General features: G+C 67.9%; 16 protein-coding genes. 7 read left to right on the top strand and 9 right to left on the bottom strand.

Annotation, left to right across the window (positions count from 1 at the left end; genetic code table 11):
• Positions 1-41: 41 nt before the first annotated feature.
• Entirely contained in the window at positions 42-608 is a 567-nt protein-coding gene (locus ST3T6A_RS0111555; RefSeq protein WP_019833086.1) for a hydrolase, read from the bottom strand.
• 100 nt (positions 609-708) lie between these two features.
• Between ST3T6A_RS0111555 and ST3T6A_RS0111560 the strand changes: the two genes are divergently transcribed.
• Genes ST3T6A_RS0111560 through ST3T6A_RS0111575 form a run of 4 tightly spaced genes read left to right on the top strand, consistent with a single transcriptional unit; the run spans position 709 to position 6,837 of the window.
• Complete coding sequence (locus ST3T6A_RS0111560; RefSeq protein ID WP_019833087.1) at positions 709-4,272, top strand: hydantoinase B/oxoprolinase family protein; 3,564 nt, start codon at positions 709-711, stop codon at positions 4,270-4,272.
• A complete protein-coding gene (locus tag ST3T6A_RS0111565) occupies positions 4,272-4,940 on the top strand; it encodes a DUF969 domain-containing protein (protein WP_019833088.1) in 669 nt (222 codons plus the stop codon). The genes ST3T6A_RS0111560 and ST3T6A_RS0111565 overlap by 1 nt, the downstream gene beginning before the upstream one ends.
• The gene (locus tag ST3T6A_RS0111570) at positions 4,937-5,842 is read left to right on the top strand and encodes a DUF979 domain-containing protein (protein ID WP_019833089.1); all 906 of its coding nucleotides are present in this window, start codon (positions 4,937-4,939) and stop codon (positions 5,840-5,842) included. Before ST3T6A_RS0111565 ends, ST3T6A_RS0111570 begins: the two co-directional genes overlap by 4 nt.
• Positions 5,843-5,853: 11 nt before the next feature.
• Positions 5,854-6,837, top strand: a complete 984-nt coding sequence (locus ST3T6A_RS0111575; RefSeq protein WP_019833090.1) for a DUF2891 domain-containing protein — start codon at positions 5,854-5,856, stop codon at positions 6,835-6,837.
• Between the two features lie 3 nt (positions 6,838-6,840).
• Here ST3T6A_RS0111575 and ST3T6A_RS0111580 read toward each other — a convergent pair whose 3' ends face one another.
• The 7 genes from ST3T6A_RS0111580 to ST3T6A_RS0111610 all read right to left on the bottom strand — a co-directional run bounded on the left by ST3T6A_RS0111580 (position 6,841) and on the right by ST3T6A_RS0111610 (position 13,258).
• The gene (locus tag ST3T6A_RS0111580; RefSeq protein ID WP_019833091.1) at positions 6,841-7,152 is read right to left on the bottom strand and encodes a PilZ domain-containing protein; all 312 of its coding nucleotides are present in this window, start codon (positions 7,150-7,152) and stop codon (positions 6,841-6,843) included.
• 70 nt (positions 7,153-7,222) lie between these two features.
• Positions 7,223-8,488, bottom strand: a complete 1,266-nt coding sequence (locus ST3T6A_RS0111585) for an N-succinylarginine dihydrolase (protein WP_235785782.1) — start codon at positions 8,486-8,488, stop codon at positions 7,223-7,225.
• Complete coding sequence (locus tag ST3T6A_RS0111590; RefSeq protein ID WP_019833093.1) at positions 8,475-9,488, bottom strand: arginine N-succinyltransferase; 1,014 nt, start codon at positions 9,486-9,488, stop codon at positions 8,475-8,477. The genes ST3T6A_RS0111585 and ST3T6A_RS0111590 overlap by 14 nt, the downstream gene beginning before the upstream one ends.
• Positions 9,485-10,696: a hydrolase gene (locus tag ST3T6A_RS0111595; protein ID WP_019833094.1), complete on the bottom strand. Its 1,212-nt coding sequence runs from the start codon at positions 10,694-10,696 to the stop codon at positions 9,485-9,487. The genes ST3T6A_RS0111590 and ST3T6A_RS0111595 overlap by 4 nt, the downstream gene beginning before the upstream one ends.
• A 51-nt stretch (positions 10,697-10,747) precedes the next feature.
• The gene (locus tag ST3T6A_RS0111600) at positions 10,748-11,815 is read right to left on the bottom strand and encodes a DUF481 domain-containing protein (protein ID WP_019833095.1); all 1,068 of its coding nucleotides are present in this window, start codon (positions 11,813-11,815) and stop codon (positions 10,748-10,750) included.
• 19 nt (positions 11,816-11,834) lie between these two features.
• On the bottom strand, positions 11,835-12,305 hold the full coding sequence (locus ST3T6A_RS0111605; protein ID WP_019833096.1) for an RNA pyrophosphohydrolase: 471 nt from the start codon (positions 12,303-12,305) through the stop codon (positions 11,835-11,837).
• Positions 12,302-13,258 (bottom strand): alpha/beta hydrolase, encoded by a 957-nt coding sequence (locus ST3T6A_RS0111610; protein ID WP_019833097.1) that lies wholly within the window; start codon positions 13,256-13,258, stop codon positions 12,302-12,304. Before ST3T6A_RS0111610 ends, ST3T6A_RS0111605 begins: the two co-directional genes overlap by 4 nt.
• Positions 13,259-13,353: 95 nt before the next feature.
• Between ST3T6A_RS0111610 and ST3T6A_RS0111615 the strand changes: the two genes are divergently transcribed.
• From ST3T6A_RS0111615 to ST3T6A_RS0111625, 3 genes are all read left to right on the top strand, one after another.
• Complete coding sequence (locus tag ST3T6A_RS0111615) at positions 13,354-14,259, top strand: histone deacetylase family protein (RefSeq protein WP_019833098.1); 906 nt, start codon at positions 13,354-13,356, stop codon at positions 14,257-14,259.
• 120 nt (positions 14,260-14,379) lie between these two features.
• Positions 14,380-16,278: a 2-oxoacid:acceptor oxidoreductase subunit alpha gene (locus ST3T6A_RS0111620; protein ID WP_019833099.1), complete on the top strand. Its 1,899-nt coding sequence runs from the start codon at positions 14,380-14,382 to the stop codon at positions 16,276-16,278.
• On the top strand, positions 16,275-17,306 hold the full coding sequence (locus ST3T6A_RS0111625) for a 2-oxoacid:ferredoxin oxidoreductase subunit beta (RefSeq protein ID WP_019833100.1): 1,032 nt from the start codon (positions 16,275-16,277) through the stop codon (positions 17,304-17,306). The genes ST3T6A_RS0111620 and ST3T6A_RS0111625 overlap by 4 nt, the downstream gene beginning before the upstream one ends.
• On the opposite strand, the gene ST3T6A_RS0111630 is transcribed toward ST3T6A_RS0111625, so the two are convergent.
• Positions 17,303-18,016 (bottom strand): SDR family NAD(P)-dependent oxidoreductase, encoded by a 714-nt coding sequence (locus ST3T6A_RS0111630; protein ID WP_019833101.1) that lies wholly within the window; start codon positions 18,014-18,016, stop codon positions 17,303-17,305. The two genes, ST3T6A_RS0111625 and ST3T6A_RS0111630, sit on opposite strands and share 4 nt — an antisense overlap.
• Positions 18,017-18,025 lie beyond the last annotated feature (9 nt).

Genomic DNA, 18,025 nt, shown 5'->3' on the forward strand with positions numbered 1-18,025 from the left:
CGCCGCCTCTCCCGTGAGCGGCGGCGCCTCCAGCTCGGGGTTTAGCCCAGGCTGATCGTTTCGGCCTTCATGACGCGGGCGATGCGGGGCAGGATCTTCTCGATCGACATGGCGTGCAGCTCCGCGCTGGCGGATGCGCAGGCATCCTCCACGATGACGAGATCATAGCCCAGCTCCCAGGCGGAGCGGGCGGTCGACTCGACGCCGAAATTGGTGGCGATGCCGCCGAGCACGATGGTCCGGATGCCGCGCCGGCGGAGCTGGAGGTCCAGCTCCGTGCCGGTGAAGGCGCCCCAGTGCCGCTTCATGACGACAAGATCGCCGTCGTGCCGCACGCCATCGACGAAGCTGGTCCAATTCTCGGGGAGGCCGCCTTCGGGCGCGGGCATCGGTTGATCGACCTTCTGGCTGGGGCGATCGGCGAAATCGGGCGCCCAGCCGACATGCACCTGCACCACCGGCGCGCCCGCCGTGCGGAAACGATCGGCCAGGGCGATGGAGGTCTCCACCACGTCGGCGCCGCTGCGCGGGGCGAGGGTCATCGGCACGATGCCCTGCTGGAGATCGATGAGGACGAGCGCGGTCGTGCGGGGATCGAAACGCGACATGGGAAAAGCTCCGTTCGACAAGGGGTTCGCCCGTCCTAAGGCGCTTGCCCTCGCCGCGCCAGATTGACGGGGGCGGGCCTCGCGTTCCAAGAAGGCGGGGATGCAATGGCGTTTCTGGATCGACCGCGGCGGCACCTTCACCGATATCGTCGCGCGGGCACCCGACGGCGGCATACGAACCGCCAAACTCCTCTCCGAAAATCCGGACCGCTACGAGGATGCGGCGGTGGAAGGCATCCGCCGCCTCACCGGGATCGCGCACGGGCCGCTGCCACCGCTCGATGTACGGATCGGCACGACGGTTGCCACCAATGCCCTGCTGGAGCGGAAGGGCGAGCCGGTTTTACTGGCGATCACCCGTGGGTTCGGCGATGCTCTCACCATCGGATATCAGGAGCGGCCGGACCTCTTCGCGCTGGACATCCAGCTTCCCGAGCCGCTCCACGCCGACGTGGTGGAGATCGACGAACGGATGACCGCGGAGGGCGAAGTCCTCCGTCCGCTCGACGTGAATGCGGCCCGGCGCGATCTGCGAGCCGCATTCGAGCGGGGTCTTCGCGCCATCGCGATCGTGTTGGTGCACGGCTATCGTCATACGGCGCATGAGGCTGCGCTGGCGGGGATCGCGCAGGAGATCGGTTTCACCCAGATTTCGGTCAGCCATGAGGTCGGCCCGCTCATCAAGCTGATCGGGCGCGGCGATACGACGGTGGTGGACGCCTATCTCTCGCCGGTGATCGGCGCCTATGTCGAACGCTTCTCGGGCGCGCTGGGCGAGGGGCAGGCGCCACTCTTCATGCAGTCCAACGGCGGACTGATCGAAGGGGCGGCGCTGCGCGGCAAGGACGCGATCCTGTCCGGCCCGGCCGGCGGCATCGTCGGCATGGCGCGCACGGCGAGCGCGGCGGGTTTCGATCGGGTGATCGGCTTCGACATGGGCGGCACCTCGACCGACGTGTCGCATTATGCCGGCGATTATGAACGCGACACCGAGACGGTGGTGGCAGGCGCGCGCATCCGGGCGCCGATGATGCGCATCCATACGGTCGCGGCGGGCGGCGGATCGATCTGCCGGTTCGAGGGCGGGCGTTTTCGCGTCGGCCCGGAGTCGGCCGGCGCGGTGCCGGGGCCGGCCAGCTATCGGCGTGGCGGGCCTCTGACGGTCACCGACTGCAACGTGCTGCTGGGCAAGGTGCAGCCGGATTTCTTCCCCGCCGTCTTCGGTCCAGGCGGAGACCAGCCGCTCGATGCCGATCGGGTGCAGATGCTGTTCGAAGCGTTGGCCGACGAGGTGGAGACGGAAACCGGCCATCGCCAGTCCCCGCAGGAGATCGCCGAGGGGATGATCGCCATTGCGGTCGCCAACATGGCGCACGCGATCAAGCGCATTTCCGTCGCGCGGGGCCATGACGTCACGCGGTACACGCTGGCCTGCTTCGGCGGGGCGGGTGGGCAACATGCCTGCCTCGTCGCCGATGCGCTGGGCATGGAGCGTGTGATGATCCATCCCTATGCCGGCGTGTTGTCGGCTTATGGCATGGGGCTGGCGGATCGCGCGGTGATGCGCGAGCGCACCGTGGCGTTGCCGCTCGATGCGGCGCACGGTGCGGCGATCGCATCCGAGGCGGAGCGGCTGGAGGCGGAGGCGCGCGCCGCGCTCGATGCGCCTCGCGTGGATATCCTCGGGCGCGCTCATATCCGCTATGCGAGCGCGGATAGCCTGATCGAAGTCCCGCTCGGATCGATCGATGCCATGCGCACCGCTTTCGAGCAGCGGCACAGCGCGCGCTTCGGCTTCGTCGGCGAAGGCGCGTTGGTGCTCGACATGCTCCAGGTCGAGGCCGTCGCCCGCTCGGACGAGTCCGTCCATCCCGCTCCGCCTGCGGGCAAGATCGATCCTCTGCCTCAGGCAAAGGTTGCGGCCTTCATGGAGGGCAAGCCGGTCGCGGCGCCGCTTTATCAGCGCGAGGATCTTCCCGAAGGCTGGTCGACGGCGGGACCGGCGTTGATTGTCGATGCCGTCTCGACGACGGTCGTGGAGCCCGGATGGACCGTCTCGGTCGACGGGCAGTGCAATCTCATCCTTCACCGCGCGATAGCCCGGTCGGCGGCACAGAGCGGCGGAACGGCGCTCGATCCGGTACGGCTGGAGATTTTCTCTGGACTTTTCATGGCGATTGCCGAGGAAATGGGGGCGGCGCTTCAACATTCGGCAGCCTCCGTCAACATCCGCGAACGGCTCGATTTCTCCTGCGCGATCTTCGACGCCGGCGGCTGCCTCATCGCCAACGCGCCGCATATGCCGGTCCATCTGGGATCGATGGGGGACAGCATCCGCGCCGTCATCGCGCGCCATGGGGAAGTGCTGAGGCCCGGCGACGCCTACGCGCTCAACGCTCCCTATGACGGCGGCACGCATTTGCCGGACATCACCGTCGTCATGCCGGTGTTCGTCGAAGGTGGAAGCAGGCCCGATTATTTCGTCGCCGCGCGGGGCCATCATGCGGACATCGGCGGGATCAGCCCGGGATCGATGCCGCCCGGCAGCACGTCGGTCGAGCAGGAGGGCGTGATCTTCGACGCCGTGCGGATCGTTGCCGGCGGGCGCTTCCTCGAAGAAGATGTGCGGGCGCTGCTCGGTTCGGGCGCGTGGCCGGCGCGTAATCCGGACCAGAATATCGCCGATCTTCAGGCCCAGCTCGCCGCCTGCGCGCGCGGCGCTACCGAACTGGCGCGGATTGCCGGCGATTATGGGAAGGATGTCGTCGATGCCTACATGGGGCATGTCCAGTCCCACGCCGAGCAGGCCGTTCGTACACTTCTGACGCGCCTGTCCGACGGGCGCTTCGCCTATGAGATGGACGACGGGGCCGTTGTCCGCGTGGCCGTGTCGATCGATCGCGAGGCGCGCTCCGCTCGTGTCGATTTCACTGGTTCCAGCGCGCAACTTCCGAGCAATTTCAATGCGCCACGGTCGATTGTTCGCGCGGCGGTTCTCTATGTCTTCCGCACGCTGGTGGACGAGCCGATCCCGATGAACGACGGTTGCCTGCGGCCCGTGGAGATCATCGTACCGAAAGGGTCGATGCTCGATCCGGGGCCGGAGGCGGCCGTGGTTGCCGGGAATGTGGAGACCAGCCAGGTCATCACCGACGCCCTGTTCGGCGCGCTCGGCGCCTGCGCGGCGGCGCAGGGGACGATGAACAACTTCACCTTCGGCAACGCCCGCGTCCAATATTATGAGACGATCGCGGGCGGCGCGGGCGCCGGGCCGGCATTCGACGGCGCTTCCGCCGTACAGACGCACATGACCAACAGCCGCCTCACCGATCCCGAGGTGTTGGAAACGCGCTTTCCCGTGCTGCTGGATGAATTTCGCATCCGGCGCGGTTCCGGCGGGGAGGGGCGGCATCGCGGCGGCGACGGCACGGTCCGCGCGATCCGCGCGCGGGAGCCGATGCAAGCGGGCATTCTCGCCAATCGCCGCCGCATTCCGCCGTTTGGATTGGCAGGCGGCGGCACAGGAGCCCCCGGCCTCAATCGGGTCGAGCGCGCGGACGGGCGGATCGAGTCTCTGCCCGCCACTGCATCCGTTCAACTCGATAAGGGGGATCGCTTCGTGATCGAGACGCCCGGTGGTGGTGGTTATGGAGCGTCGCGCTGATGCTGGTGCTGGCCGGGATCGCGGTGATCGCGCTCGGCTTCCTGCTGCGCTTCAATCCGCTGCTGGTGGTGGCGGCCTCCGCCGCCGTGACGGGGCTGGCAGCAGGGCTGGACCCGTTGGCGATCCTCGCAGCCTTCGGAAAGGCTTTCAACAGCGCGCGCTATATCTCTGTTATATGGGTTATCCTGCCACTGATCGGCCTGCTGGAGCGCTATGGTCTCCAGGCTCGTGCACGTGCGCTGATCGAGCGGTTTGGGCAAGCCACTGCGGGCCGATTGCTGATGGTCTATCTCCTGTTCCGGCAATTGAGTGCAGCATTGGGGCTCACGACCATCGCCGGACCGGCGGTGACGGTACGGCCGCTGCTCGCACCCATGACGGAGGCGCTGGCGGAGCGTCAGACGGGTGAACTGGATGAGGCTGAGCGCGAGCATATCCGGGCGCTGGCCGCGGCCACGGACAATGTTGGCCTGTTCTTCGGCGAGGATATCTTCCTCGCGATCGGCTCGATCCTGCTGATGAAGGGGTTGCTGGAGCAGTATGGCATCCGGCTGGAGCCCTTCCAGCTTTCGCTGTGGGCGATCCCGAGCGCGATCGCCGCCTTCCTGATCCACGGGGCACGGCTCTGGTGGCTCGACCGGCGGCTGGCGAGGAAGCGCGCGGCATGATCGGATTGCCGTTCGTCTATACCGTCACGGGGCTGTTGTTCGGGTTCTATGCCCTGCTGTCGGCCTGGGATCGGCGGCCGGGCAATGCCGGCTTTTGGGGGCTCATGGCGCTGAGCTTTTTGCTGGGCGACCGGATCGGCGATATCGGCAATGGCGTGCTGGCGCTCGGCCTCGTCGCGATTGCCGGGGCGGGGCTGATGCGTCCGGCGCGCGCCATGCAGGATGGCGTCGCGCCGCGCGGCGATGCGCTGTTCGTTCCCGTGCTGATCGTGCCGGCGGCGGCGCTGGGCGGTACGATTCTGGCGCGTGCGCGGCCCGACTGGCTCGACCCGCAGCAGGCGACGCTGGTGGCGCTCGTCGCGGGTGTGCTGGTGGCGCTCGGTGTGGCGTGCCTCTGGCTCCGGCCGCGCCCAGAGACGCCGTTCCGGGAAGGATTGCGGCTGATGGACTCGGTCGGCTGGGCGGTGGTGCTGCCGCAGATGCTCGTGAGCCTCGGCGCCATCTTCGCGCTGTCCGGCGTAGGGACGGTGGTGGGCACGCTGCTGGGGATGGTTATTCCGGAAGGGAGCCTGATCGGCGCGGCCATCGTCTATGGCGTGGGGATGGCGCTGTTCACCATCGTGATGGGCAATGCTTTCGCGGCCTTTCCGGTGATGATGGCGGCGGTGGGGTTGCCGCTGCTGATCCACGGCCATCACGGCAATGCGGCGGCGATCAGCGCGATCGGGATGCTGTCCGGCTTCTGCGGGACGCTGCTGACGCCCATGGCGGCTAATTTCAACATCGTACCGGCCGCTCTTCTCGAACTGCGGAACCGCAACGGCGTGGTCCGCGCGCAGATGGCGACGGCGCTGCCCTTGCTCGCCGTCAACATCGCGCTGATGATCTGGCTGGCATTCTAGAAGGACGAACGATGCTTTCCGTTGAGACCGCCACCCTCTTCGCACGCCTGACGCTGGGCCATGTGGGGCGGGAATATCCGAACAAGCTCGATCATGTGATGGCGGGCCCGGAGGGTGTGCGGAGCCCTTCGGAGTTGCATCCCATCTTCTACGGCAGTTTCGACTGGCATAGCTGCGTGCATGGCTGGTGGCAGTTGCTGCGTATTCGCCGGCTTTTCCCCGGAACGCCCGAGGCGGCCGCCATCACGGCGCGAGCCGACGAGATGCTCGTGGCCGAAAAAGTGGCAGGCGAACTCGCCTATCTGGAGCGGCCCACTTCGGCCGGTTTCGAGCGCCCTTATGGCTGGGCGTGGCTGCTGGCGCTGCATGGTGAGGCGGAGCGGACCCCATGGGGAGTCGCGCTGGAGCCTCTGGCGCGGGCTTTTGCCGACAGATTCAGGGCTTATCTGCCGAAGCTCACTTACGCGATCAGGAGCGGGGGTCATTTCAACACCGCGTTCGGGCTCGTCCTCGCGCAGGATTGGGCTCGGGCGCATGATCCGGAATTAGCGGTGCTGATCGGGGAGCGCGCCCGCGCATGGTATGGCGAGGATCGCGCCTGTCAGGCGTGGGAGCCGAGCGGGGACGACTTCCTGTCGCCCGCGCTGATCGAGGCCCTGCTCATGAGCCGGCTTCTCGATGGCGCGGATTTCGCGGCGTGGTTCGCGGATTTCCTGCCCGATGCGTTGGATTCCAAACCGGCGACGCTGTTCACCCCGGCGTATGTCTCGGATCGGAGCGACGGCAAGATCGCCCATCTCGACGGGCTCAATCTCAGCCGGGCGTGGTGCTGGCGGGGAATCGCTGCGGCGTTGGGTGCGAAGCATCCGGTTGCGGTTGTGGCGGAAGAGGCGGCGGAACGGCATCTCGCTGCCAGCCTGCCGCATGTGGAGGGCGACTATATGGGCGAGCATTGGCTCGCCACCTTCGCTCTGCTTGCGCTGGAGCGGGGCTGAGCCTCAGCCCGAGAGCTGTTGCCGCCCACGGCTGATGAGGTGGTGCTCGTCGATCGGATTGTCGAACGCCACGCCGAAGCGGTGATCCTCCACCCAGGCAACCCGGCCGTTCACGCGCAGATCCTCATGGATCAGCACGACACGTTCGTCGCGCGCCGGGGGCGCGTCGGCGTCCAGCTTCGCGCCCGAATGGGAGATGTTGAGCAGGTGCACCTCGACGACGCCCTGATCGCATTCCATCCGGGCGGTCAGCAGCAAACGCGAACGCTTGTTGTCACGCTTGTCCTGCGGCAACTCGAACGCCGATGCAGCCATACCCCTCGTCTCCCACGGGCGTCGTCGCCCACGTTCATGCCACAGGAAGTGCTAAAGGCGGGTTAAGACTTTAGGCCAGTTCCCGCAGATCCAGCGCTTCCAGCAGAGCCTTGCGCGCCTCGACCGCCGCGAGCCAGGCGCCCAGCGTCTCGATCTCGGCTGTCGTCACGCGCTCGGGCCAATGCGCCTCGATAACGCCGGCGAGGCGATCGAGTTTCGTCTCGTCGACGAGGAAGCGCGGGTCCACCGTCGCCGGATCACAGACGACGCGCAGGCGCAGGCAGGCGGGGCCGCCGCCATTGGCCATGGATTCGCGCACGTCGACCGGGATCAGCCGACGGATCGGCCCATTGCCGGCGACCAGTGCCTCCAGCCATTGCCAGACCCGTCCGACATGGCGCGCCTCGGTCGGCAGGATCAGCGCCATGCCACCGCCGTCGGGGAGCGTGACGAGCTGGGCGTTGAACAGATAGCTGGCGATGGCGTCGGAGAGGCTCACCGCCTCGGCCGGAACCTCGATGATCTCGACCGAGGGCAGCCGCTCGCGCAGATCGGCGAAGAAGCGCTGCTTGTCGGCGAAGGCGTGCTCGTGGGCAAACAGCACGCGCTCGTTGGCGACGGCGACCACATCATTGTGGAACGCGCCAGCCGTGATCGCCTCGTCGGACTGGCGAACGAACAACGCCTGGCCGAGCCCGTGCCGGCGCACGATGGCGGCACTGGCCTGAAGATGTTGGCGAGCCGGGAAGGGGCCGCCGGCCTCGCCATAGACGAACACCTCGACGCCGGGCGCGCCATGATGCTCGCACAGGCGCATATGGTTGGCGGCGCCTTCATCTCCGAAGGGCGCGGGGACCGGGCCGTGGACGGCGAAGGCACGCTCGTCTGCGAAGGCGAGGCGGAGCTGGGCGAGCGTCCCCGGCCATTCATGGCTGCGATGCGGCATCGTCACCAGATTGGCGACGGTCAGGTGGCAGCGGCCGTCCCCGGTGTCGGCGGCGGGCGAGACGGTCGCGGCATTGGCCGCCCACATCGCGGACGCCGAGGTCGCCGCCGGCCAGAGCGGCCCCGCATTCGCCACGTCGGTCGCGAGCGAGGCGAGCCACTCGCCATCCGGCCGGCGATGAGGGAGCAGGATGCCCTGCGTCAGCCCCAGCGCGAGGTTTGCGCGCATCTTGGCGAGGCCCTGAAGCGCGGCCGCACGGGGGTGCGAGGCCTGCCCCGCATTCTTCTTCGAGGCGAGATTGCCGAGGCTCAAACCCGCATAATTGTGGGTAGGGCCGACGATCCCGTCGAAATTGATCTCGACCATCCGGCCGGGCTCAACGAATGGCATAGGTCACCCCGTCGCCCACCGACGCGCCCAGCAGGGCGGCGCTCTCGGCGCTGATGGCGACGCCGCCGTCGCGCTCCTCGATCATTGCGTGGATGGCGACGAAATCCTGCAACAGCCCATGCGACATCAGCGCGCGCTGCCCGCCTTCGGCGTCGATGGCGACGATCTTCGCGTCCACCGCATCACGGACGGTGCGGATCTGGTCGGTTGCGGCGGCCATGCTCGGGCCGCCGTCGAAGATGTCGATATAGCCCTCGTGGGCGAAGCCTTCGCTTTCCAGCATCCGCATGGCGGCGCGGCCGGTCGGATGCGGCATCCCCATCACCGCGCGCGCCGTCTCCGGCAGCATGGCGGTGTAGATCGGGTGCTTGGGCATCAGATCGGCGATGAACTGGTTGCCGTGGACGGCGTTGAACTGGTCTGCCTCCTGAAAGCTCATGCCGAAGAATTTGCCGGCGAGGCCATCCCAGAAGGGCGATCCGCCCGCCTCGTCGATCACACCGCGCAGCTCCGCGATCACACGGTCGCCGAAGCGGCGACGGTGCTGGCGGATGAAGAGATAGCGCGAGCGGGCGAGCAGCAGGCCCAGCCCCCCCGCGCGCTCGCGGGGATGGAGGAAGAGGCCGCCGACCTCGGACGCGCCCTCCAGATCGGTGGTGAGCGTCAGCATCTCGGCGCGGAAGGTGCGGCCGAGTTCCTGACTGGTCTGGCTCAGCACGCCGGTCCGATAGCTGTAGAAAGGCCAGTGCTGCCCGATCTTGGAGAAGACCTGCGCGGTGCCGCGCACCTGCCCGGTCTCGCTGTTCTCCAGCATCAGGACGTAGATGTCGTCGCCGGTGGTGTCGGCCTCCTTGGCGAAGGCGTTGGCCGAGCGGGCGAGCTTGGCGGCCAGGGCATCGCGATCGGGCGGGAGGTTGGTGAAGCCGCCACCGGTCAGCTTGGCCAGCTCGTAGAGCGAGCCGAGATCGGCGATGCGGGATGCGCGGATGCGGAAGCTCATGCGCGGCCCCGCTCGGCCAGTTGCAGCAAGACAAGCGCGGACAGGCGGGCCCTCTCGGCCAGGCTCTCGACGATCAGAAATTCCTCCCCGGAGTGAATGGCGCCTCCGCGGGCGCCCATTGTATCGACCACGGGCACGCCCGCCGCCGCTATGTTGTTGCCGTCGCATACACCGCCGCTGGGCGCCCAGGCGATGCTTTGCCCGATCGCCTCGCCGCATTCGCGCACCAGCTCGAACAGCTTTTCGGTCTGAGGGCTGAGCGGCTTGGGCGGGCGGGCGAAGCTGCCGTGCATGTGGATGTGGACGTCGTGCTCTTCGGCCACCATCGCGATCGCCGCGTCGATATGGCTCTTGGCGCGCAGCTCGTCCTCAGGCGCGGTGGGGCGCAGGTTGACGCGAAGCACGGCATGATCGGGCACGACATTGTTGGGTCCGCCGCCGTCGATCTTGGCGGGGTTGACGGTGAGGCGCGGGCCGGCCGCCTTGGCGAGGCGGAGCGCGAGGTCGGCGGCGGCGAGCACCGCGTTGCGGCCGTCCTCGGGGTTGCGTCCGGCGTGGGCGCTGCGGCCGGTGATGATGATCGAGAAATTGCCGCTGCCCGGCCGCGCGCCCGCGAGCAGACCGTCGGGCCGTGCCGAGGGCTCGTAGGTGAGTGCCGCCACCTTGCCCTTGGCGGCGCGCGCGATCAGCCCTGCCGAGCCGTGCGAGCCGGTCTCCTCGTCCGAGTTGATGACGACCTCATAACCCACGCGGTCGCGGAGCGGGCTCGCCTCCAGCGCGGTCAGCGCGGCGAGCATGATGGCGAGGCCGCCCTTCATGTCCGCGACGCCGGGGCCGTTGATGCGCCCGTCATCGAGCTGGACGGTCTGCTGGAAGGGATGGTCGGCGGCGAACACCGTGTCCATGTGTCCGGTCAGCAGGAGCTGCACCGGAGCGGTGGGCCGCACCGCGAGATGGAGGTTGCGCCCGCGCTTGATCTCGCGCGTCGCTCCGTCGGGAAGGATGCTCTCGACCGGATCGGCCGCCAGCAGCTCCACCTTGCCCGGCAGCACGGAGAAGGCATCCGCCAACCTGGCGGCCACCGTCTTCAGGCCGGCGAGATTGCCCGTCCCGCTGTTGATCGCGGCCCAGTCGAGCGTCTGCTCCAGCATCGGTTGACCGGCGGCGCGATCGAGAATGAGACGGTGCTCTGCGCGAAGCGAAAACATGGGCGGAGGCTTAGAACGAAGAGCGCTCCGGGGCAAATCGTAGCGGCGGTGTCAGAAGCTGTACACGAGCGAAGCGCGGCTGGTCGTATCGAGATTCTTGGCCGCATCCGTCGTCTCTCGTTCGTAGGTGATGTTGTAGGAGAGGCGCGCCTTGAGCGGCCCGAACAGCTTGGTGTCGAGCGCGGTGGTGGAGACGATGTTGTTGTTGCCTGTCTCGAAATAGACCTGCGTGTTCTGGGTGAACTGGATGTTCGGGTTGGGCTTCCACGCGATGTTCAGCGATCCGCGGCCCGCGAAGTCGGTGCGGTGGCCGCCGTCGATGAAGCGCGTCTGGCGGACAGCAGGGCCGCCTTCCAGATCGACCTGGATCTTCGGCCCCGGCAGCAGGCGATAGCCGAGACCGGTGCCGGCCGTGTAGCGCTGGTCGTAACCGGTGAAGCGATCATGCTCGAACTGGCCGAGGCCGTAGAGATAGAGCCGCTCGTCGAACTTGTATTGTGGCTGATAGGCGATGCTGTCGCGATCGGTGGTGGTGGTGCCGTCTGTCTTCTGGAAGTCCGCGCGGGCGGTGAGCGCGTTGCGCCAGCGCAGCCCCTCACGGGTGAGCTTCAGCGAGCCGTAGACGGCGATGTTGTGCGTGTTGCCGGTCTGAAGAGATCCGCCGACCTCGACCTCGCCCTTCCAGTTGTCGAGGAAGGAGGCGGCGGCCAGCGCATCGGCCTTGGCGCGGGCTTCGGCTGCCTTCTTCTCGGCGATGTTGGCGGCATTCTCGGCCGTCAGCGCGTCGATCTGGGCGCCGCCATTGGGATAGGTCTCGCGCGCCAGCTTCTCGACGGCCGCGAAGCTCTCGGCCGAGCCCTTGCTCATCGCCTGTTCCAGCAGCGCGCGGGCGGCGGGCGGCAGGGCCACGGCGTTGGGATTGGGCGGCGGCGGCAGGACCAGTGTCAGCACGGGCAGGCGCTGGTCCTCGATGGCGATGTCGGTGGGCGGCGGCGCGAGCCAGATGATCGGGATTTCGGGCTCGGGCCGGGCGAACGAACTCGTTTCCGTCATCTGCGCGCTCGCCGCCGTCCCGATCAGCCCACAGGACAGCAGAAGGAAGCGACGCGCACGACTCATGCCGACAAGCTCTAATTTATCAGATCAGATGCGCAAAGGCGCGGAGCACATTTTCATAAAGCTCGCGTTTGAAGGGCACGATCATGTCGGGCAGCTCGCTGGGTTCGGCCCATTTCCATGCGCGGAACTCGGGGTGGGCGGTTTCCAGCTTCACGTCGGCGTCGGTGCCCTCGAAACGCATCAGGAACCAAGCCTGCCGCTGGCCCCGGTAGCGCCCCTTCCAGAGCTTGCCGACCAGATCGGCCGGAAGATCATAGTCGAGATCCTTTCCGGCGCGCGCGATCACGGTGACGAGGCGGGCGGGAATGCCTGTCTCTTCCTCCAGCTCGCGGAGCGCGGCGGCTTCGGCCTCCTCTCCCGGATCGATGCCGCCCTGCGGCATCTGCCAGGCCTCCAGCGTCGAATCGAGGCGCTGGCCGACGAAGACCTTGCCCTCGGCATTGAGGAGCATGATCCCGGCGGCGGGGCGGTAAGGAAGGTCGGTGGTCACGATGGCTGTCCCGTTTCGGCGAGGAGGGCGTTGAGGGCGGCGAGATTGAGCGCCAGATCCCCGCTGGACGAGGGGATGGCGCGGCGCAGGTTGAAAAAGCCGTGGATGTTGCCGGCGGCCTCCCGGAAGGTCACCGCGACGCCGGCCTGCGCGAGGGCGGCGGCATAGGCGCGCCCCTGATCGCGGATCGGGTCGAGCCCGGCGGTCGTTACCAGCGCGGGCGGCATCCCGGCGAGCGGCGCCTGCATCGGCGATCCGCGCCAGTCGGTGGCGTCGGGCGCGTAGCAGTCATTGAACCAGTGCATTGCCTCGTCGGTGAGGAAGAAGCCGGACTTGAACTCGGAATAGGACGGATAGTGCGTCACCAAATCGGCGGCCGGATAGATCGCCCAATGCGCGATCAGCGGAACGGCGGCGGGCCTGTCCCGGAGCGCGATGGTGGCGACTATGGCGAGAGATCCGCCCGCACTGTCGCCGGCCAGCACCAGCCCGGTGGGCGAGAGGCCGAGCGCCTGCGGAGCGCTGGCCACCCAGCGCGCGGCCGCCTCGCAGTCCTCCGGCCCGGCAGGCCACGGATGCTCGGGCGCCAGCCGATAGTCGACCGAGACGACCGGCATATCGAGCCCGCGCGCGATCTCCGCGCAGAGCGCCTCATAGCTGTCGAGATCGCCCAGCACCCAGCCGCCGCCATGGAAGAAGACCATCACCGGGCCGGGCGCGCGATGCTCGCGGGCGTCGAAGAGGCGAAGCGGGATTTCCCCGCCGCCGGGGCCCGGCATGGCGAGATCGCGCAGCACGGCGAGCGGGCCGGTGTCCAGATCGGCGACGCCTCGCATCGCGCGCACCATCTCGCGGGCGTCGGCGGGCTTCAGCTCATGCACCTTCGGCCCGGGGACGGAGTTCAGATAGCGCAGGAAGGTGGCGACGTCGGGTCGGACGAAGGCTTCGGTCACGGACGGCTCCTTGTTCGCGCGCTCTCCTTAGGGCGACGCGACGGGGGAAGTCGAGCGCCGTTCCGCGACCGCACAAATCCTCCTAGGAAGGCCCTGTGCTGCATATCGTTCACCACCCCGGCTATGTCGCGCCCGGAGCGCCCGGCACGGGGATGCTGTTCGACAAATATGGTCTCGTGATGATGGCGCTGGACGAGGCGGGCACGGCCTATGAGGTGCACCGTCCCGAGCCGATGCCCCGCGCGTGGATCGAGGCCGTCCACGACCCCGATTATGTCGAGGAGGTGCTGGGCTGTACGGTGCCTGTGGAGAAGGAGCGGCGGATCGGCTTCCCGGTGACGCCGCGCGTCGCCCGCCGCTCGCAGCTTTCGCCCGGCGGCACCTGGCTCGCGGCGCGGCTGGCGCTGAGGACGGGCTATGCTGCGAACGGGGCGGGCGGCAGCCATCATGCGCTCTACGACACAGGCGCGGGCTATTGCGTGTTCAACGACCTTGCCGTCGCCGCGCACCGGCTGCTGGCGGAGGGGACGGTCCGCCGGGTGCTGATCGTCGATCTCGATGTGCATCAGGGCGACGGAACGGCGGCGCTCACCGCCGGCAGGGACGACATCGTCACCTTCTCCATGCATGGCGAGCGCAACTTTCCGGCGCGCAAGGCCCGTTCGGACCTCGACGTGGCGCTGCCGGACGGGACGGGGGACGAGGCCTATCTCGAAGCGCTGGCGGAGCATCTGCCCGCGCTGATGAAGGCGGTGCGGCCCGATCTCATCCTCTATCAGGCGGGCATCGACCCGCACGAGGCCGATCGTCTGGGCCGCCTCTCGCTGACCGACGCGGGACTGGAAGCGCGCGATCGTTTCGTCATGCTGCAAGCGCAGCAAAATGATGTGCCTCTCGCGAGCGTGCTGGGCGGAGGATATGGCACAGACCGCATGGCAGTCGCGCGACGTCACGCCATGTCGATGCGAGTGTTGGCCGATGAACACACCAGGTCAGGTTGAGAGCGCGCTGGATCTTTTCTTCATTGAGCCTTTGCCCTGAGAGGCTTACGACATGAAGCATCCGCCTCGCGCTAGCGTTGTTGGCGCGTGTACCGTATCGCCTTCCAGGGTTTTCGGAACATGGCCACAGCCGCGCGTGAACTGCCCCCCCGTGAAGCCTCCGCACATCCGCCGCCCGAATCCATCGTCGTGCGGTTCGCCGGGGACTCCGGCGACGGGATGCAGTTGACCGGCGGGCAGTTCACCCTGTCCACCGCGCTGGCCGGCAACGACCTTGCGACCTTCCCGGATTTCCCGGCCGAAATCCGCGCGCCGCAGGGCACGACCTTCGGCGTCTCCGCCTTCCAGATCAATTTCGGCTCGACCGCGATTGAGACGGCCGGCGACCAGCCGGACGTGCTCGTCGCGATGAACCCGGCCGCGCTCAAGGTGAATGCGGAGGCGCTGAAGCCGGGCGGCCTCATCATCGCGGACGAAGGCGAGTTCACGGCGCGCAATCTCGCCAAGGCGGGCTATGGCGAGGGCGTCAACCCGCTGACCGACGGCAGCCTCGGCCGCTGGCAGCTCATGTCGTTCAACATCTCGCAGCTCACCATGGATGCCGTGAAGCCCTTCGGCCTCGGCAACAAGGAGGCGCTGCGCTGCAAGAATATGTGGACGCTGGGGCTGGCGCTCTGGATGTTCGATCGGCCGCGCGATCCGATCGTGACGTGGCTCCAGACCAAGTTCGCCAAGTCGCCCGAGCTGGCCGAGGCCAATATCGCTGCGCTCAACGCCGGCCACGCCTTCGGAGAGACGGCGGAGATCGGCGCGGATGCGGCGCGGGGGCTGCACCAGCATCACGTCGCGCCGGCGCCTGCCGAGCCCGGCCTCTACCGCACGGTGACGGGCGCGGAGTCCATCTCGCTCGGCCTCGTCGCGGGATCGAAGCTGGCGGGCGTGGATATGTTCTTCGGCGGCTATCCGATCACGCCGGCCTCCGCGATCCTGCATCATCTGTCGCGCCTCAAGGAATTTGGCGTCACCACCTTCCAGGCGGAGGACGAGATCGCGGCGATCGCGTCCGCCATCGGCGCCTCCTATGCGGGGAAGCTGGGCGTCACCTCGTCCTCGGGGCCGGGCATTGCGCTCAAGGGCGAGGCGATGGGGCTGGCGATCATGACCGAGCTGCCGCTCGTCATCGTCAATTCGCAACGCGGCGGCCCCTCGACCGGGCTCCCCACCAAGACGGAGCAGTCGGATCTCTATCAGGCCGTCTATGGCCGCAACGGCGACGCGCCGATGCCAGTGATCGCCGCCGCCTCGCCGGCCGACGCCTTCGACTGCGCGATCGAGGCGTGCCGCATCGCCACCCAGTTTATGACGCCGGTGATGCTCTTGACCGATGGCTATATCGCCAATGCCGCCGAGCCGTGGAAGGTGCCGGACATGGCGGGCTATGAGGCTTTCCCGGTAACGTTCCGCACCGATCCTCCAGCCGAAGGCGAGGCGTTCCAGCCCTTCGGCCGCGACGCGAAGGGCGCGCGGCCATGGGTGAAGCCCGGCACGCCCGGCCTGCTCCACCGCATCGGCGGCATCGAGAAGCAGGAGGGCAGCGGCAATATCGACTACGCTCCCGCCAACCATCAGGCGATGACTGATGCCCGCAAGGCCAAGGTGGACGGCATCGCCGCGCATATCCCGCCACAGGCCGTCGCGCTGGGCGAGGCGGGGAGTCAGCTCGTCGTGGTCGGCTGGGGATCGACCTTCGGGCCGATCCATCAGGCGGTCCGCCGGGCGCTGGCGCGGGGGCTGGATGTCAGCCACATCCATCTCCGCCATATCTGGCCGCTGCCCGCCAACCTCGGCGACTTGCTGCGGAGCTTCGGCCAGATCCTCGTGCCCGAGATGAACACGGGACAGCTCAAGACGGTGCTGCGCGATCAATATCTTGTGGACGCCCGGCCGCTCAGCAAGGTGTCCGGCCAGCCCTTCCGCATCGCCGAGATCGAAGCCGCCATCGAGAGGGCGCTCGCATGAACGACATGACCCCTGTGACGAGCAAGCCCAAGGACTGGGAGAGCGATCAGGAGGTCCGCTGGTGCCCCGGCTGCGGCGACTATGCGATCCTGAAGGCGATCCAGCGCACCATGCCCGATCTCGGTGTGAAGCCGGAGAACACGGTGTTCATCTCAGGTATCGGCTGCTCCTCGCGCTTCCCCTATTACATGGAGACCTACGGCTTCCACACCATCCACGGCCGCGCGCCGGCGGTGGCGACGGGGGTGAAGCTCGCCAATCCCGATCTCGACGTGTGGGTCATCACCGGGGACGGCGACGGCCTCTCGATCGGCGGCAACCACACGCTGCACCTGCTGCGCCGCAATCTCGATTGCCAGATCCTGCTGTTCAACAACGAGATTTACGGGCTCACCAAGGGCCAATATTCGCCGACTTCGCGAACGGGGACGCGCTCGCCCTCGACGCCGTTCGGATCGGTGGACGGGCCGGTGAACCCCTGTGCCTTCGCGCTCGGCGCGGGCGCGCTCTTCGTGGCGCGGGGGATCGACGTCCACAAGAATCTGCCCGGCGTGTTCAAGGCGGCCCATGCCCACAGGGGGGCGAGCTTCGTCGAGATCTACCAGAACTGCATCGTCTACAATGACGAGGTGTTCGCCCCCTTCACCGAGAAGAAAGAGGCCGCTGCCAGGCAGATCTGGGTGGAGCACGGGCAACCGATGCTGTTCGATGGCGGGCTCAGGGGCCTCGCGCTCGACGCCAATGCATTGGCGCTCAAGGTGGTGGACGTCGCGGGCGGCGACTGGAAGGCGGCGGGCGTGCTCGTGCATGACGAGACCAACCGTTCCATCGCGAACATGCTCGTGACCATGCCTTCCGGCGCCCATCCGGTGGCGCTCGGCGTGATCTACCAGTCTCCCGCGCCGACTTTCGAGAGCGCGGTGATCGAGCAGAACGCCCGCGCCTCGGAGGGCAAGACGGCGGACCTTCAGGCGCTCATCTCCAAGGGGCAGACCTGGATGGTGGAGAAGGAACCCCGAGCCGATTAGCCGCCGAGGCGGGTGCGGTAGCCGGTCTCGAAATCGTCGGCGACGAGCTTGGCGATGGCCGCGCCGGCCTCGGCCGGCTGCTGGATGGTGGCGGGGTCTTCGCCCGGATAGGCGTTGTGGCGCATGGCCGTCGCGGTCGCGCCCGGATCGACGATGGCGACGCGGATCGGCGCGAGTTGCTCCACCTCGTCGGCATAGGCCAGCACCAGCGTCTCCAGGGCGGCCTTGGAGGCGCCATAGGCCCCCCAATAGGCGCGGGGCTTCGCGCCCACGCTGGAGGTGAGCGCCACCACCCGTCCGCGCTGGGACTTGCGCAGCAACGGATCGAAATTGGCGATCAGCGCCTGATTGGCGAGAAGGTTCAGCGTCAGCAGCTTGTTGAACTGCTTGCCGTCGATCGAGGAGACGGGGCCAAGCTCGCCCAGCATCGCGGCGTTCAGCACGAGAATGTCGAGCGCGTCCCAGCGGCTGCCGATGGCGGTGGCGAGGCGGGCGATCGAGTCGCTCTCGGTCAGGTCCATCGGCGCGATCGTGGCGGAGCTGCCGACGGCGTGGATGCGCTCCTCCAACTCCTCCAGACCGCCCGACGTGCGCGCCGTCAGCACGACATGCGCGCCGAGTGTGGCCAGTGCCTCCGCCGTCGCGGCGCCGATGCCGCGCGATGCGCCCGTGACGAGCGCGATCTGCCCCTGAAGCGGCTTATCCGTCATTCCCACCCC

This window comes from Sphingomonas sp. PR090111-T3T-6A (genome assembly GCF_000383095.1).
Classification (GTDB): Bacteria; Pseudomonadota; Alphaproteobacteria; order Sphingomonadales; family Sphingomonadaceae; genus Solisphingomonas.